Consider the following 15,777-nt stretch of genomic DNA (forward strand, 5'->3'; position numbering starts at 1 on the left):
TTATTAAGAATAACCATTATATGCATATCCCGATCCTTCAACTGGAGCAGCACACTCTTCTTCCATTCTATTAATTTCAACCTCAAGACATGATATAGGAGAACCGGCTAAATCAATATATTCTGTATATCCGCATGAAGAAGTAATAGGTATTATAGGATCATAGATCAACATCATTTTACATAAATTTTTGTTTTCAATTACACTAGCTTCTTCATTAGTTGCAGAAAACACTGATATTGTTCCACATACTATACAAGCAACTGTTAATAATTTTTTCATAATTCGTAGGTTTAAAGTTAGTAATATTTCAAATAATTTTTCGCGAAATTTTATATTACAAACCTATACGAACTGACTTTATGATATTTAATATAATACGTATATTTGTATTCAATTTACGTATGAAATTATACAGAATATGAATAATATTGGTTTTAATATCAGAAAGATAAGAGAGTCCAAAGGATTTTCACAGGAGTATATGGCTAATGTATTAGATATAAGTCAAGCCTCTTATGCAAGACTGGAAAACGAAGATACTAAAGTAACAGTTGACAGATTACATAAGATAGCTGAAATCCTAGAAACAAGTATAATAGATTTCTTTGATACCGATAAAATTACTATTCAAAATCAAAATAACTATGATCATTCAAACGGAGTAGTACAAAATATGACGGTTGAAAGTAAAGAAGTTTATGAAAAGCTACTACAAAGCAAAGATGATCAAATTTCATTATTAACAAAAATGATTGATAAATTTCTCAAATCATAAAAAAGCCACTTAAAAGTAGTCTTTATTTATATTGAAAGTAAAGATTATAATTCATTATAAGAACTTTTAAAAAAATACGAAGCGACAAACAAAGCGATGACAGCAGTCTGGATCCACTCAAAGTCAAGCTTGAACCTGATGTTTGCAGCATGCCCGATAAGATAAGGAAAGGTGAATCCCGAAAAAACCAGAATCAATATGAAAAAAAGTTTTTTATTCGTACGGTAAAAATAAACCAGGCTTATCAGCAATGCCAAATTAATGATGATCACATAGCATTTTCTTCCTACCAGAACAGATAAGCTGTGATCATCAAAATACCTTTTAGGGACAAACCATAGACTGATGGTATTATTCACAGCTTTTTTAAAGGGTGCCCACCGATCGTGCTGAATAATCTTTTCGACCTCGTTTCTGTAAATGTTTTCATCTTCAAATTCGTTATACTTGCTTATACGGGAAAAAACTTCTTCTTTATGTTTTTCCGAAATAAAGCGATAATCAAGAATCTGGTAATCCGGAAGGTAGCCCAGGTACATATTCTGCCATACAGGCGACTTACTCACTATTACGGTATCAAAAGCCCTGTAATTCCTGATTACCCATGGGGAATACAATAGTATAGACCCCAAAGCAACGATAAGAGCATTTTTAAAGGATATCTTACGGCAGAGTATCAGGACTACAAACAGCAAAGCCATAATTGGCACAGCCACAACCTGCGTCAATCCTACGGTAGCAGTTAACAATGAAAACAGGCAAAGTGTCCGGACAGAATATCCCTTCATCCAGATCATTGAATATACATACAGCCATCCTGTAAAAAGGAGCAAGAAGATATTGGTGGCTTCCATAATATTGGAATAATAGAAATACGCCGGTGAGAAAATAAAAAAATAGGCAGCCAAAAATCCTGCTTCCTGAAATTTGAAATTTTGAAAAATCCTGATAAGCAATACAGGAATAATGAAATAAAAAAGATGTTGTGTAATGATGATCCACTCGGCTGCAGGCCCGCTCCCGAAAATCTTCATGTAGACACTCAGAAAGAGAGGATATACAGGAAGCTTGTAGGCAGAACTTCCAAACTTCATATCCATGGCATACCTTCCGTAGGCGGCAATATTTTCGGCAATGGACCAATCCTCGAAATGCTCAGCCTTAAAACCTGATCTCACTGAAAAAATAATTTTCAGGACAAAGATCATCAGGTTACAGACAAGAAAAAATTTCCAGTTAAGGATCTTCTTTATGAGCGGTATGGCGGAAATGTTTTTCATCTGTCGATAGGCATAGGTGGATACAAAAATAAAAAAAGGCAGACAAATGTCTACCTTACTATATGGAGTGTTTTTATTATTATACTTTTTCTACCTGCATGTAGCTAAGTTCCATAGGTGTTTTTCTTCCGAAAATCAATACTGAAACTTCAATTTTCTTCTTGTCTTCAAGAATTTTCTCAACCGTACCGTTGAATCCGTTGAACGGACCGTCGATTACTTTTACATTCTCTCCAACTACATAAGGAATTTCCACATCGCTGGCAAATTCGGAAAGTTCGTCCATTCTTCCCAGCATCCTGTTTACTTCAGATTTCCTCATCGGAACAGGGTCTCCTCCTTTGGTTAAACTTAAGAAAGAGATAACACCCGGAATATTTTTAATGATGTGAGGAATTTCTCCCATAAGGTCAGCCTCCACCATTAGGTAGCCAGGATAATAAGGTCTTTCCTTAGGAACTTTTTTTCCGTTCCTTAACTGAATTACCTTTTCCATAGGAATAACCACTTGAGTAACGTACTGTTCAAAGCCTAAACGCTTGATTTCCGTCTCAATATAGTTTTTCACTTTATTTTCCTGTCCGCTGATGGCTTTCAGCACATACCATTTCAATTCGCTCATTATGGGAAAATACTTTTGTTTTTTTAGTTGAACAAGTTAATTAGCATTCCTATGATGTTGCTGATTGCTTTAGAAAACAATTCATCAACTCCAAAGGTAAACAATGCCAGAATAACGGTTGCAATAGTCACTACAATAGTGGAAGACTGCAGATCAGCCCACTTCGGCCATTCAACTTTATGTCTGAATTCGTTATAAGAACCTTTTAAAAAATCGACAAATGAACTCATAATTATTATTTGCACGGGCACAAGGATTCGAACCCTGATCAACGGTTTTGGAGACCGGTATCCTACCATTGGACGATGCCCGTAGATAAAAAGCTTCCGCAATTCCTTACGGAAGCCATTATTATTTTAAGATGATTAATCTAAGATTTCAGTAACCTGACCAGCACCTACTGTTCTACCACCTTCTCTGATCGCGAATCTAAGACCCTCGTTAAGAGCGATTGGTTGTAACAATTCTACAGTGATTGTTAAGTTATCACCAGGCATTACCATTTCTACACCTTCTGGTAAGAAGATCTCACCTGTAACGTCAGTAGTTCTTACGTAGAACTGAGGACGGTATTTGTTGTGGAATGGAGTGTGACGTCCACCTTCTTCTTTAGAAAGGATATAAACCTCAGCTTTGAATTTTTTGTGTGGCTTCACAGAATCTTTCTTAGCGATAACCATACCTCTCTTGATGTCAGTTTTTTCAATACCTCTCAACAATAGACCTACGTTATCACCAGCTTCACCTCTGTCTAGGATTTTTCTGAACATCTCAACCCCTGTAATTGTAGAAGTTAATTTTTCATCACCCATACCAACGATATCTACTGGATCACCAGTGTTGATAACACCAGCCTCGATTCTACCAGTTGCAACAGTACCTCTACCTGTAATAGAGAATACGTCTTCAATTGGCATCAAGAATGGCTTATCCTGATCTCTTACAGGCTGCTCGATCCAAGTATCAACTGCATCCATCAATTCTTCAACAGTCTTAACCCACTTCTCATCTCCGTTAAGAGCACCAAGAGCAGATCCCTGGATTACTGGAGAGTTATCTCCGTCATATTCGTAAGTAGATAATAAATCTCTAAGTTCTAATTCAACAAGCTCTAAAAGCTCAGCATCATCCACCATATCCACTTTGTTCATGAAAACAACGATTCTTGGTACGTTTACCTGACGGCAAAGTAGGATGTGCTCTCTTGTTTGAGGCATTGGTCCATCAGTTGCAGCACATACAAGGATAGCTCCATCCATCTGAGCAGCACCAGTAACCATGTTTTTTACATAGTCCGCGTGACCTGGACAGTCAACGTGAGCATAGTGTCTGTTTTCAGTTTCGTATTCGATGTGAGCTGTATTAATTGTGATACCTCTTTCTTTTTCTTCTGGAGCAGAGTCAATAGCAGAGAAGTCTTTTTTCTCAGCAAGACCTTTGTTTGCTAATACACTACTGATTGCAGCAGTAAGAGTAGTTTTACCATGGTCAACGTGACCAATAGTACCAATGTTCAAGTGTGGTTTGTTACGATTAAACGTTTCCTTTGCCATGATTTAAAATTATTTATTTATTGTTTATTCAAATTTTCGGTGTGCAAATATAATGAATTTTTAAATACCAAAACCTTTTTAATGAAAAAAATGTTTCAATATTCAGATCCATAGAAGTACAAACCTTATATTTCAATGTATTGAAGTGCAAATTTACACAATTTTCTCAATTGAAAAAATCTGGTCTGTGTTTTTTCTCGTATATCCTTTTAAACCTTTAAGTATAAACGTATGAAAAAACTATCTTACCTGAGCACGGTACTGTTTGCTTCTTTTGCCCTGTTATCCTGCAATGACAATGAAGACAGCTTAAATCCGCCGGCATCAAATCCTGGACCTGATCTCATGGTGTACGGCATTACATCTAACAATGAGCTGGTTTCCTTTAATGCTTCCAATCCGTCAAGCTTTACGTCAAAAAATACCATCACCGGAATAGGCTCCGGAGAGAAATTAATGAGTGTTGATTTCAGGCCTGCGACAGGGGAACTGTATGCTGTTTCCAGCGCTAGTAAAATTTATGTCATCAATACCTCGTCTTTTTCGGCAAGAGCCGTGAGCAGTACGGCTTTCAGCCCATCTGTTTCCGGAAGCATCATCTCTATTGACTTCAATCCTACGGTTGACCGCATCCGTCTGGTAAGCAATACGGGACAGAACCTGCGCATCAACCCTGAAACCGGTGTCACCGCTGCTACAGACAGCAACATCAACGGTTCGGGAATGCCTTCCGTTACCGGTATTGCGTATACCAACAGCAAATCCGGAGCTTCGTCAACAACTTTGTATGATATTGATGCGGCATCGGGCAAGCTTTTCAAGCAGGATCCGCCTAATAACGGAACCTTAGTTGAAGTGGGCAGCCTTGGTTTTACATTCACAGGACAGGCTGCTTTTGACATCAATCCAGGCAATACCGCTGCTCTGATGGCAGTGCAGGCCGGCAACCAAAATATCCTGTACACGCTTGACCTCACTTCCGGGAAAGCCTCTAATATCGGTACTTTGCCACAAACGGTCATAGATCTTGCCATTCCTACGGATCCCGTAGCCTATGCCGTAGATAACTCCAATAATCTCCAGATCTTTAACCCTAACAATCCTATGCCGGTCTCTAAATCCATGACAGGAATGCAAAGCGGTGAAAGTATCGTAGGCATCGATTTCCGGCCAGCAAACGGACAATTGTATGCCATGGGCAGCTCAAGCAGGATGTATACGGTCAACCTGGGCACGGGAACACTGACCGCTGTAGGGTCTTCGGCATTCAGCACACAGCTTTCCGGAACGGATTTCGGATTTGATTTCAATCCTACCGTAGACAGGATCCGTGTGGTGAGCAATACAGGGCAGAATTTAAGGCTGAATCCTAATGACGGAACCATTTCAGCGGTTGACCTCACGATCAATCCGGGAACTCCGGCAGTAAGTGCAGCCGCTTACACCAATAATGTAGCAGGCGCTACAGCCACTACCCTCTTCGTGATCGATCATAATACAGATAAACTGTACCAGCAGACTCCTCCCAACAACGGTGTTCTGGTAGAAACCGGTTCACTGGGCATTAATATCAGCAGTGCTAACGGTTTTGATATCGGAAGCATGAGCCAGAAGGCGTACCTGATGGCCACAGTAAATGGAGCTACAAAGATCTATACGGTGAATACCACTACAGGGGCTGCTACTGCAGTATCCGACTATCCTAATTCGGTAAAGGCATTTACAATAGGACTAGGATTTTAAAGATAAATTTATGTTTTTCTCCTCTAACGAAGAATCCCGGGAACATTATGTTTCCGGGATTCTGTTTATAAAATGAAAGAATGATCAGATTTGTTGGGATTTCTTGGTCCTGTTAAAGATCCAGAAAATAATCGGGAAGATGAGCAAAGTAAGAACGGTTGCCGTAATCAATCCTCCGATGATCACAATCGCAAGGGGTTTCTGGGATTCTGAACCGATTCCTGTAGACAATGCTGCCGGCATCAGTCCTATGGAAGCCATCAGGGCCGTCATGATCACGGGTCTTGTCCTGGATTTTACGCCATTCAGGATGGCCTGGTCCAGATGCAGCCCGTTCTTGACGTTCTGATGGAATTCCGTAATGAGGATGACTCCGTTCTGGATACAGATTCCCAGCAGGGCAATCATTCCCACCCCGGCGGAAATCCCGAAATTAATTCCGGTTACATGAAGGGCAATGATGCCACCGATCAGGGCAAACGGCACATTGGCCAGCACCAGAAGTGAATCTTTCATGTTCCCGAACAGTACAAACAGCAGGAAGAAAATTCCCAGGATACTGATCGGCACTACCTGAGTCAGCCTTTTTGAAGCCCGCTGCTGGTTTTCAAACTGGCCGGTCCATCCTACAGAATATCCATCCGGAAGATCGATTTTTGAAACCGCTTTCTGTGCATCGGCAATCGTACTTCCCAAATCACGGTCGCGGATGGAAAATTTAATCCCGATATACCGTTTGATATCGTCCCGGTAAATAAATGCGGCTCCGTTATCCTTGACTATCGTGCTGATCTCTTTTAAAGGAATCTTAGACCCGTCCTGTGTAGGAACCATCAATGCAGCGATATCGTTTTCATCTTTCCTGTATTCTTTTTCATACCGGAGGCGGATCGGGAACTTTCTTTCACCGTCGAACATTTCTGACGCCGTTTTCCCCCCGAATGCCATTTCAAGAACCGACTGTGCATCATCCGGCATCACGCCGTAAGCAGCCATCTTATCACGATCCAGTACCACGCTCACTTCGGGCTGTCCGATATTTTTGATGATCCCGGCATCCTTCACTCCGTTGATATCTTTTACCTGCTTCAGGACTTCTTCTGCCAAGCGGTTCAGGGTCTGAAGGTTGTCCCCATAAATCTTGATTCCGTTTTCTGCTTTGAAACCTGCCACGGCTTCAGCTACATTATCGGAAATCGGCTGGGAATAATTGAACGTGATTCCCTGATAAGATCTCAGCTTCTTATCAATTTCTTCGATCAGCTGTTCATAGGTAATATGCCGTTTCCAGTCTTCTTTAGGCTTAAGGTTGACCGCGAACTGCACGAATCCGAATCCGTTGGGGTCTGTACCGTCATTACTTCTTCCGGTCTGTGCCAGTACATCCGTCACTTCAGGGAAACTCCTGATATCTTTCTTCAGGAGATCCGCTGTTTTCAGGGATTCTTTCAGCGAGGAGCTCATCGGCATCTCTGCAGTAATCCAGAGCGAGCCTTCATTCAATTGTGGTAAAAATTCAGTTCCTAAGAATTTACCGGAAAATAAAGTTGCGGCCAGGAATAGCAGGGCAACGATAAGACTTAATTTTTTATGCTTAAAAGTATAGTTGAACCCTTTGAGCACAATTCTGTCCCAGAAGTTGACAAACGGATTATTCTTTTCCCTTACATTTTTATTTAAAAGGATATGTGACAGAACGGGCACCAGGGTAAGAGTAAAAATAAGGGCTCCCGTTAAAGCAAATCCTAAAGTAAACGCTAATGGCGAGAACATCTTTCCTTCAACTTTCTGGAATGAGAAAATCGGGATCAGGGATGTAATGATGATCAGTTTTGAGAAGAAAATGGCTTTCCCCAATCCGGTCCCGGTCTGCTTGATCCATCCGGCCTTAGCCATTTTATTGAATTTTTCAGGTCCGTACTTGTGGGCTTTGTGGTCGAGCATTACGAAGAGCCCTTCCACCATGACGACGGCCCCATCGATGATAATTCCGAAGTCTACGGCACCCAAAGAAAGTAAATTGGCACTCATTCCCGCCATTTTCAGGCACAGGAATGCAAAGAGCAAAGACAACGGAATAATGATGGAAACAATAAGTGTTGTCCTCCAGTCGGCCATAAAGATCAGCACGATTACCGTTACCAGCACAATTCCTTCAATCAGGTTGTGCATTACGGTATGGGTAGTGAAATCCATCAGGTTGTCACGGTCATAGAACGTCACCATTTTCACATCTTTAGGCAGGATCTTTTCATTAAGCTCCTTGATTTTCGCTTTTACCCCCACCAGCACTTCACGCGGGTTCTCTCCTTTTCTCATCACAACGATCCCTTCTACGGTATCTTCCTGATTATTCAGGCCGGCCTGTCCTACCCTAGGCATGGAGCTTTCATGAACATCAGCAACATTCTTCACCAGAACCGGGTTTCCGCTATCGTTCTGTATGGTAATATTACCAATATCGGCCACGGATTTTACCAGTCCGATCCCTCGCACCACATAAGCCTGGCCGTTTTTCTCAATGACATCGCCACCCACATTCAGGTTGCTTTTGGTAACCGCATCATAGACCTGCAACGGGGTAAGGTTGTATTTATCGAGTGCTCTTGGATCGATACTCAATTCAAAGACTTTATCCTGTCCTCCGAACACATTGATATCCGCTACGCCGGGAACGCCTCTCAGGGCACGGTCAATCACCCAGTTCTGCAAAGTCAGCAGTTCGCGGGAATCTTTGGTTTTACTCTGTAAGGTATAACGGAAGATTTCACCGGTAGGCCCGTAGGGCGGCTGCACTTCAGGATCTACTTCATCAGGAAGGTTGACGGTCCTCAGCTGATTATTTACCTGGTTTCTGGCAAAGGTGTCATCCACACCGTCATCAAAAAGGATTTTAACGATGGATAAACCGAACATAGTGGTACTCCTCACGCTGGTTTTCTTCTGGACCGGGCTCATGGCCAGCTCTATTGGGGTGGTTACAAAACGTTCCACCTCCTCTGCGCTTCGCCCGTTCCATTGGGTAATGATTACAATCTGGGTATTGGTAACATCCGGAAAGGCTTCAATAGGCATATTTTTGAAGCTGATAAAACCTGAAACCGCTAAGATGGCTACCCAGATGAATGTGAATGCCTTATTCTTTAATGAAAAAGCAATTATATTTTTTATGAATTTATTCATGACGGATTGAATTTACGACTCCGAAAAGTCTTGATAACATTTCATTTAGCTGTTCAGTGAACGATAGATCAGAAGCTGGTTTTCGGTTACCACCTGTTCTCCTTCAGACAGGCCTTCCGAAACATACGTAACGTCACCAACCTGTTTCAGCACCTTTATTTCCTTCACTTTCACTTCGGTTCTGGACTTGAATGTCACAACGAAATTCCTGTTGTCATCAAATATGACGGCTTTGGATGGAACGGCCAGTGCCATATTGTTTTCGGAGGTAGATACTTTGATGGTTGCCTTACTGTCCGGGATCAGCAACCCGTTGGCATTATCAAGTACCACCCGTGCCTGCATAGCATTGGTCTGAGGATCGATGATCTTGAATATTTTATCTATTTTCCCGTAGAATATTTTATCCGGATATGAGAGTGTGGAAACCTCCGCTTTCATTCCGAGGCTTATTTTGTCTATATCAGATTCGTTCACATTCATAATCGCCCAAACATTCGTAGTATTGGCCACATCAAAAATATTATCGCTGCGGTCGCTCCTCAGCTGCATATCCTTGTTAATGTTCTTCTGGACGATGTAGCCACTGATGGGCGCTACAACACTGTAGATGTTTCCTTTCTTCACATTATAGACCGTACTTACCGCTGCCGCTCTCTGCAGCTGGTCCTCAGCTTTCTGCAACTGGCTTTTAGCTTCAAGGACATCCCTTTCGGTATTCAGCTTGCCTTCATACATTTCCTTGGCTACCCTGAGATTGTTCTGGGCGACCACCAGGTCTGTCCTGGCATCACTTACGTCTTTCTGCACCTCAGCCAGCTCTGTACTTCTGATGGTAGCCAGTACCTGCCCTTTCCTTACATAATCTCCCAGCTCAACATTGACGCTCAGCACGTTGCCACCCACCAGAGGATAAACGTCTATATAGCTGTTTTTATCTGCTGATATTTTCCCGTAAAAATTATAATCATCTTCTATGTATTTTTTCTCCACCTTTGCCAAAGCAATAGATTTCAGCATGGTATTGCTCAGCTCAAAGCCTTTTTTGGCCTGAGGTTTCTGTTCTGCCTGCTTTTTTGAGCATGAAGCCAGTGACAGGGCAATAAATAAAGGGATAATATATCTTTTCATGTTAATAGAAGATTTTTGTTTGTACTAATTCATTAAGTTTTTCAGCAGACTGTATCACATTGTTTTTCATGTCGTACACCTGAAGCACAGCATCCCTGTAGCTATCCATAAAGTCGGTGAATTCAATGAGGCTTATATTGCCGCTCCTGAAGTTTTTAAGCATTCCGGTATATACCAGCTCAAGGTTATCGAGGTCTGTAGAGTGGATACCGGTAAGCTGGTCATACTGGTTTTTCCATGTCTGATAGGCCGCCTGTACTTTTGTTTCGAGGCTCAGCTTCTGAAAATCCGCATTTTTCTGATTTTGCTGAATGGCATAATTGGCTTTTTCAACATTGCCGCGGTTGCTTTTCCATAACGGCAGCGGTATTCCCACCATCAGGTTGACTTCATTTTTAAATGTCCCTCCGTTCTGGTCCCATCCTGCCCCTATATTCACGTCCGGTACATTAAGGGATTTCTGCCACTGGGAGTACAGCTTACTGTTATCAATCAGTTTCAGATAATACCGGTAATCTGCATTGTTTTCCAGGGCTACTTTCTTCAGCTCTTCAGTATCTCCGAAAGGCTGGGCAGCAAGCAGGTCTTTTGCTTCGCTTTCGGAAAGGAGCGGATCAATATCATCGGTAATGCCGGTTAAAATTTTCAGGTCTTCTTCAAATTCAAGGATATTTTTATTGATTTCCACTTTATCACTGTTCAGCTGGATAACGATGCTTTGCAGGCGGACCTGGTCTTTCAGCGAGACGTTTCCCTTGGCGGTCTGAACCCGGTAAGCACTCAGCAGGTCATTCATATAACCAAGCTGCCTGTTGACATTGTCGAGTTTCAGTTTTTCATAATAGAGGTTGAAGTATGTGGTTCTCAGCTGGGTCCTGAGGTCTACCATAAGCTGGGAAAACTGGAGCTGGGCTAGTTCTTTGTTGGATTTGGCAAAGGCAATTTCATTTTTCTTTTTGCCTCCCATATAAATCAGTTGGGTTACCTGGGCCCCTTTCGCATGCCCGGCATCGAAAAGTTTTTTGCCTTCCGGATTATAGGCATTGATCTGCCCGCTGAGCTGAGGAAGCTCCCAGATTTTAGCCTGTAAGATATCCGCATCAGCCATGTTGATGTTGTACTGTTCGGCAAGAAGCTGAAGATTATTTTTCTGAAAAGCCTCTTCACAGTCTGCCAGTGACATCTGCTGTTGTGCCGCCATCAAAGAGGATGCAACGAGCAACAGCCCTGCTATTCTGTTCATTCTTTCAATTTTATATTACAAAAATGGTTTTATGCTCTTAAAAACAACTTAAATCATAATTAAAAAAAAATTAAATTTCAGAGACACATCTGTTAAAACAGTGTCTTTAAAGAAATTATATTTAATTTTTTAACTTTATAATTAAAAACTCAGAATTTTATTATCGCAGTTTCAGAAATGGGTTCCTTTCTTGCCAGCAATACCCGGAAGCATTTTTCAGCAGCCGGAATTCATATATTGAATGTAATCCGGAATGTATTGGTATATTCATCCGGAGCCAGATAGCCGATGTGGGCACCATGGTATTCAATAATCCTCTTCACAATGCGCAACCCGAGGCCGGAGCCGGAAATATTCTGGGCATTGTTTCCTCTGGTAAAGGCTTCAAAAAGCTTCTGCTGTTCCGTTTCAGGAATGGTAGCTCCTTTGGAGATCACATCTATGATGATGGAAGACTCCGTTTCAGTAAGCAGCACATTCACTTCCATATCATCGGAATAGATCGCTGCATTCTTAAATAAGTTGATAAAGACGATATCCAGCAACGACTGTATTCCGCTTACCGTAAAAAGGGCATGCTCGGAAGTGTCTTCGGATATGAGGAAATCCATTTTCAGATCCGGATAGCTTTTCTCTACGGTTTCAAAAGATTCAAAGATCACTTCATCAATACGCACTTCTTCGTAAAGGCTCTGGATATTTTCTTTGTCAAATTTCGTAAGCAGCAACAAGGAATTTGTAAGATCGGACAGCTGGTATACGTCCTGCTGGATCTGTTTCAGTGAGGAAATGGTTTCAGGGCTGTGATTTCCAAGCTTAATCATGTTTTCCAGCTGGAAAGCCATTCTGGTGATGGGCGTGCGAATCTCATGGGAAGCACTGGCCGTAAAATCTCTCTGCGACTGGAATACATCATTCAGCCGGGCTATCATCGTATTGAAAGAGTTGGCCAGAACACTGATCTCGTCATTGGATTCTTTCACCGGAATCTGGGTCGTGAGCTTGTGGGCCGTTACTTCTGAAATTTCCTGGTTCAGCTCTTCCAGAGGCCTTAGGAATTGCTCCAGGAGATAGTAGCTGAAAAGGCCGATGAGCAGTGTGCTCATGACATATGCTGTAATGAGGAGGTACTTCAGGTACAGGAGTTTAGAGTTGCCGTTGGAATCATAGGCACTTGTCAAGATATAATAATTCTCCCCTTTGATGGTGCGTAAGGCGGCATAGATTTCCGGCACCGAATTTTCGTCATAGATGATCTTTTTTTCATCCAGCCGCTGGAGTAAGCCGTCGTCCCAGGATACATTCTGGTCCTTAATCGTACTGTATATCAGCTCTTTTTTACTGTTAAATATCAGGATGGTTTCGTTAAGGAGGATATTATCGGAATTCTCATTGAAAAAGAGCGGCGCTTCCTCTTCAAAATCTTTGGACCGGGAAATGAAGTGAGAGGTAAATTCCAGGCGTTGCCTGAACCGCTCCTTAAACTCTTCTTTCCTGAAATCGTTAAAAGACATATAGATTACCACCATCACGATACCGAAGAGCAGTGAGAAGGCAATGCTGAGGTTGAGGGCCAGTTTCCGTTTTAAAGACATTTATAAAGGGCTTAGGTAATATCCGAAGCCCGAACGGGTGTGGATCAGTTTTACTTTAAAGTCCTTGTCAATCTTTTTCCGCAGGAAGTTGATGTATACTTCTACCGTATTGGTATTGGTATTGAAATTATGTTCCCATACGTGCTCAGTAATCTGTTGTTTGGAAACAGTCCTTCCCTGGGCTTCCGCAAGATAGACGAGCAGCTGGAACTCTTTCAGGGTGAGGCTGATCTCATGGCCGCTGCGGTATACTTTCTGTTCGGTTTTGTTGATGATAAGATCATCGATCCGGATGATTTCCTGATCTGAATTTTCAGAAGGAGCCTTACGTCTCAGTAAGGAATTGATCCGTAACAGCAGTTCTTCAAACTGGAAGGGCTTAACAAGGTAGTCATCAGCAAGCCTGTTGAAAGCATCCTTTTTATCGGAAATATCGCCGTAAGCCGAAATAATCAGGATGGGAGTATTCTTATCGAAAGAACGGATGGTCTGACATACTTCCAGGCCGTTGATCTTGGGAACATTGATGTCCAGCAGGTACAGGTCATAACCGCTGTCCTTGATCTGATTCAGGAAAGTTTCGCCGTCATATACCCTCTGACAGCTGAAATGATTGGATTCTAAAAATTTACACAATTCCGCGGATAGGATCAGGTCATCTTCCAATAAAAGAATGTTCATCAAAAATTATTTTCCACTAAATTAAATAAAATTTTGTGATATCTACCACGCCTGGGAAATATGTCCTGAATTATAATATTATTTTAAGTTTAGATATCTTAAATTCTTACTCAACTCCACACCACGGTATTAATATATTTTTTATGATAGCATAAAATTTAACATAATAATTTCTGTAATTTTAAATGGTTTACGGAGTATTCCTTCACATCTATCCTGATCATACTGCTTACCATGAATACCTTTAAGCATGATAAGAAAGTTTCGGTAAATACGGTTGTCCATTATCTGGCTTATACTTTTTTTTGTATCATTGTTTGGGATGAAACCTGCTTGTTAAAAGTTAATTTTTATCCATACAGTGAAATAACATCCCCTAACGTATTAATACTAAAATGTTACACGAAATGAAAAAAACACACCATTATCACAACAAGACAATATGGACCGGAAACACCGGGTTATCTACAAAAAATTACCGTTCGTATGAAAGGACCTATACCATCTCTGTTGAAGGGAAAGCTGACCTTAGCGGATCTTCTGATCCTGCGTTTTTAGGAAACCCGCAGCTTCATAATCCTGAAGATCTTTTATTGGCTTCCGTTTCTTCATGTCATCTCTTATGGTACCTGCACCTGTGCTCCGTTCATCATATATTGGTAGAGGAATATACCGATTGTGCGGAAGGTTTCATGGAGGAGCATGAAAATGGCAGCGGACGATTTACAGATATCGTATTAAAACCTAAAATCAAAGTCGCTCAAAAAGATATGGTGGAAAAGGCCGTTGAACTCCATCATTCGGCTGGTGAATACTGCTTCATCGCCAATTCACTTAACTTTAAAGTCCGCCATGAGCCTGAAATTACCTTTTGAACTGTGAGTGACTTCTGATAAAAATAAAACCTTCCGGCAGGCACAAAAATGGAAAGTAATAAGAAGAAGGTTTGCTGGAGAAAGTCTTTTGAATAGAAAAATCCAGAATAACGTTGCAGCTATGAGTGCATAAAAAAATCCCGGGACAATCCGGGATTTCTTCTGAGCCAACTACGGGACTTGAACCCGTGACCTCTTCCTTACCAAGGAAGCACTCTACCGCTGAGCTAAGTCGGCCTGAACCAAAAAAATCACACTGTGAGCGTGATTTTTATGTGAGCGGAAGACGGGGGTCGAACCCGCGACATTCAGCTTGGAAGGCTGACGCTCTACCAACTGAGCTACTTCCGCAATTTTGTTTCCAAAATTATTGGTAACGCTGTGCAAACTTAGGAAAATCCAGTGAAATCTGCAACTTTTTTTTCTAATATAAAATGTGGGGAGAGCAGGATTCGAACCTACGAAGCCGAAGCAACTGAGTTACAGTCAGTCCCATTTAGCCACTCTGGAATCTCCCCAGATATTTTATATTAATGAGCCTCCAGAGGGATTCGAACCCACGACCCCGAGATTACAAATCACGTGCTCTGGCCAACTGAGCTATGGAGGCAAATTAAAAGACTGAAGCTTGTGGGAAATGCTACCCGAAGCGGATCAGTAGTTAAAAAAAAATCACGCCCTCTGGTGTGATTTTGAGCGGAAGACGGGGGTCGAACCCGCGACATTCAGCTTGGAAGGCTGACGCTCTACCAACTGAGCTACTTCCGCAATTCTGTTTCCAAAATTATTGGTAACGCTGTGCAAACTTAGGAAAATCCAATGAAATCTGCAACTTTTTTTTCTAATATAAAATGTGGGGAGAGCAGGATTCGAACCTACGAAGCCGAAGCAACTGAGTTACAGTCAGTCCCATTTAGCCACTCTGGAATCTCCCCAGATATTTTATATTAATGAGCCTCCAGAGGGATTCGAACCCACGACCCCGAGATTACAAATCACGTGCTCTGGCCAACTGAGCTATGGAGGCAAATTAAAAAGAATTCAAAAGATCGCTGTTCCTTTTTGCGAGTGCAAATATAGAACGGATTTTTTG

At 41.7% G+C, this 15,777-nt stretch carries 13 protein-coding genes and 8 tRNA genes; 3 read left to right on the forward strand and 18 right to left on the reverse strand.

All coding sequences use genetic code 11. The annotated features are described in order from the left end of the window. Window positions 1–3: 3 nt before the first annotated feature. Window positions 4–282: a hypothetical protein gene (locus QE404_RS13885; protein ID WP_307451417.1), complete on the reverse strand. Its 279-nt coding sequence runs from the start codon at window positions 280–282 to the stop codon at window positions 4–6. Window positions 283–421: 139 nt separating this feature from the next. Between QE404_RS13885 and QE404_RS13890 the strand changes: the two genes are divergently transcribed. Then, window positions 422–778: a helix-turn-helix domain-containing protein gene (locus tag QE404_RS13890; RefSeq protein WP_307451420.1), complete on the forward strand. Its 357-nt coding sequence runs from the start codon at window positions 422–424 to the stop codon at window positions 776–778. Between the two features lie 44 nt (window positions 779–822). Here QE404_RS13890 and QE404_RS13895 read toward each other — a convergent pair whose 3' ends face one another. The 5 genes from QE404_RS13895 to tuf form a co-directional block, all read right to left on the reverse strand. Continuing rightward, on the reverse strand, window positions 823–2,058 hold the full coding sequence (locus tag QE404_RS13895) for a hypothetical protein (protein WP_307451422.1): 1,236 nt from the start codon (window positions 2,056–2,058) through the stop codon (window positions 823–825). Window positions 2,059–2,137: 79 nt separating this feature from the next. Beyond that, window positions 2,138–2,680, reverse strand: a complete 543-nt coding sequence (gene nusG / locus QE404_RS13900; protein WP_294205091.1) for a transcription termination/antitermination protein NusG — start codon at window positions 2,678–2,680, stop codon at window positions 2,138–2,140. A 23-nt stretch (window positions 2,681–2,703) separates the two neighbouring features. Further along, window positions 2,704–2,910: a preprotein translocase subunit SecE gene (gene secE, locus QE404_RS13905; protein WP_002976410.1), complete on the reverse strand. Its 207-nt coding sequence runs from the start codon at window positions 2,908–2,910 to the stop codon at window positions 2,704–2,706. 12 nt (window positions 2,911–2,922) lie between these two features. Continuing rightward, window positions 2,923–2,993: transfer RNA gene (locus QE404_RS13910), tRNA-Trp, on the reverse strand. A gap of 52 nt (window positions 2,994–3,045) precedes the next feature. Next, window positions 3,046–4,233 carry an elongation factor Tu gene (gene tuf, locus QE404_RS13915; RefSeq protein ID WP_307451428.1) on the reverse strand — a complete coding sequence of 396 codons (1,188 nt, stop codon included), beginning with the start codon at window positions 4,231–4,233 and terminating at the stop codon, window positions 3,046–3,048. Between the two features lie 231 nt (window positions 4,234–4,464). Here tuf and QE404_RS13920 point away from each other — a divergent pair, with 231 nt between their 5' ends. After that, window positions 4,465–5,976 (forward strand): DUF4394 domain-containing protein, encoded by a 1,512-nt coding sequence (locus QE404_RS13920; RefSeq protein WP_307451429.1) that lies wholly within the window; start codon window positions 4,465–4,467, stop codon window positions 5,974–5,976. 84 nt (window positions 5,977–6,060) lie between these two features. Here the strand turns inward: QE404_RS13920 and QE404_RS13925 are convergent, their stop codons facing one another. The 5 genes from QE404_RS13925 to QE404_RS13945 form a co-directional block, all read right to left on the reverse strand. Further along, window positions 6,061–9,159, reverse strand: coding sequence for an efflux RND transporter permease subunit (locus QE404_RS13925; protein ID WP_307453950.1), 3,099 nt, complete (start codon window positions 9,157–9,159; stop codon window positions 6,061–6,063). A gap of 45 nt (window positions 9,160–9,204) precedes the next feature. Beyond that, window positions 9,205–10,290, reverse strand: coding sequence for an efflux RND transporter periplasmic adaptor subunit (locus QE404_RS13930; RefSeq protein WP_307451431.1), 1,086 nt, complete (start codon window positions 10,288–10,290; stop codon window positions 9,205–9,207). Window position 10,291: 1 nt separating this feature from the next. After that, window positions 10,292–11,533, reverse strand: a complete 1,242-nt coding sequence (locus tag QE404_RS13935; protein ID WP_307451432.1) for a TolC family protein — start codon at window positions 11,531–11,533, stop codon at window positions 10,292–10,294. Window positions 11,534–11,763: 230 nt separating this feature from the next. Further along, on the reverse strand, window positions 11,764–13,128 hold the full coding sequence (locus QE404_RS13940; protein WP_307451434.1) for a HAMP domain-containing sensor histidine kinase: 1,365 nt from the start codon (window positions 13,126–13,128) through the stop codon (window positions 11,764–11,766). After that, window positions 13,129–13,809, reverse strand: coding sequence for a response regulator transcription factor (locus QE404_RS13945; RefSeq protein ID WP_307451436.1), 681 nt, complete (start codon window positions 13,807–13,809; stop codon window positions 13,129–13,131). It abuts the gene before it with no gap. 407 nt (window positions 13,810–14,216) lie between these two features. Here QE404_RS13945 and QE404_RS13950 point away from each other — a divergent pair, with 407 nt between their 5' ends. Continuing rightward, a complete protein-coding gene (locus QE404_RS13950; protein WP_307451438.1) occupies window positions 14,217–14,684 on the forward strand; it encodes an OsmC family protein in 468 nt (155 codons plus the stop codon). A 165-nt stretch (window positions 14,685–14,849) separates the two neighbouring features. On the opposite strand, the gene QE404_RS13955 is transcribed toward QE404_RS13950, so the two are convergent. The 7 genes from QE404_RS13955 to QE404_RS13985 form a co-directional block, all read right to left on the reverse strand. Then, a tRNA-Thr gene (locus tag QE404_RS13955) sits at window positions 14,850–14,921 on the reverse strand. Window positions 14,922–14,962: 41 nt separating this feature from the next. After that, window positions 14,963–15,035, reverse strand: a tRNA-Gly gene (locus QE404_RS13960). An 86-nt stretch (window positions 15,036–15,121) separates the two neighbouring features. Next, window positions 15,122–15,202: transfer RNA gene (locus QE404_RS13965), tRNA-Tyr, on the reverse strand. Between the two features lie 18 nt (window positions 15,203–15,220). Further along, a tRNA-Thr gene (locus QE404_RS13970) sits at window positions 15,221–15,294 on the reverse strand. An 85-nt stretch (window positions 15,295–15,379) separates the two neighbouring features. Then, window positions 15,380–15,452, reverse strand: a tRNA-Gly gene (locus QE404_RS13975). Between the two features lie 86 nt (window positions 15,453–15,538). Then, a tRNA-Tyr gene (locus QE404_RS13980) sits at window positions 15,539–15,619 on the reverse strand. A gap of 18 nt (window positions 15,620–15,637) precedes the next feature. After that, window positions 15,638–15,711: transfer RNA gene (locus tag QE404_RS13985), tRNA-Thr, on the reverse strand. Window positions 15,712–15,777: the final 66 nt, after the last annotated feature.

This window comes from Chryseobacterium camelliae (genome assembly GCF_030818575.1).
GTDB classification, from domain to species: Bacteria; Bacteroidota; Bacteroidia; order Flavobacteriales; family Weeksellaceae; genus Chryseobacterium; species Chryseobacterium camelliae_A.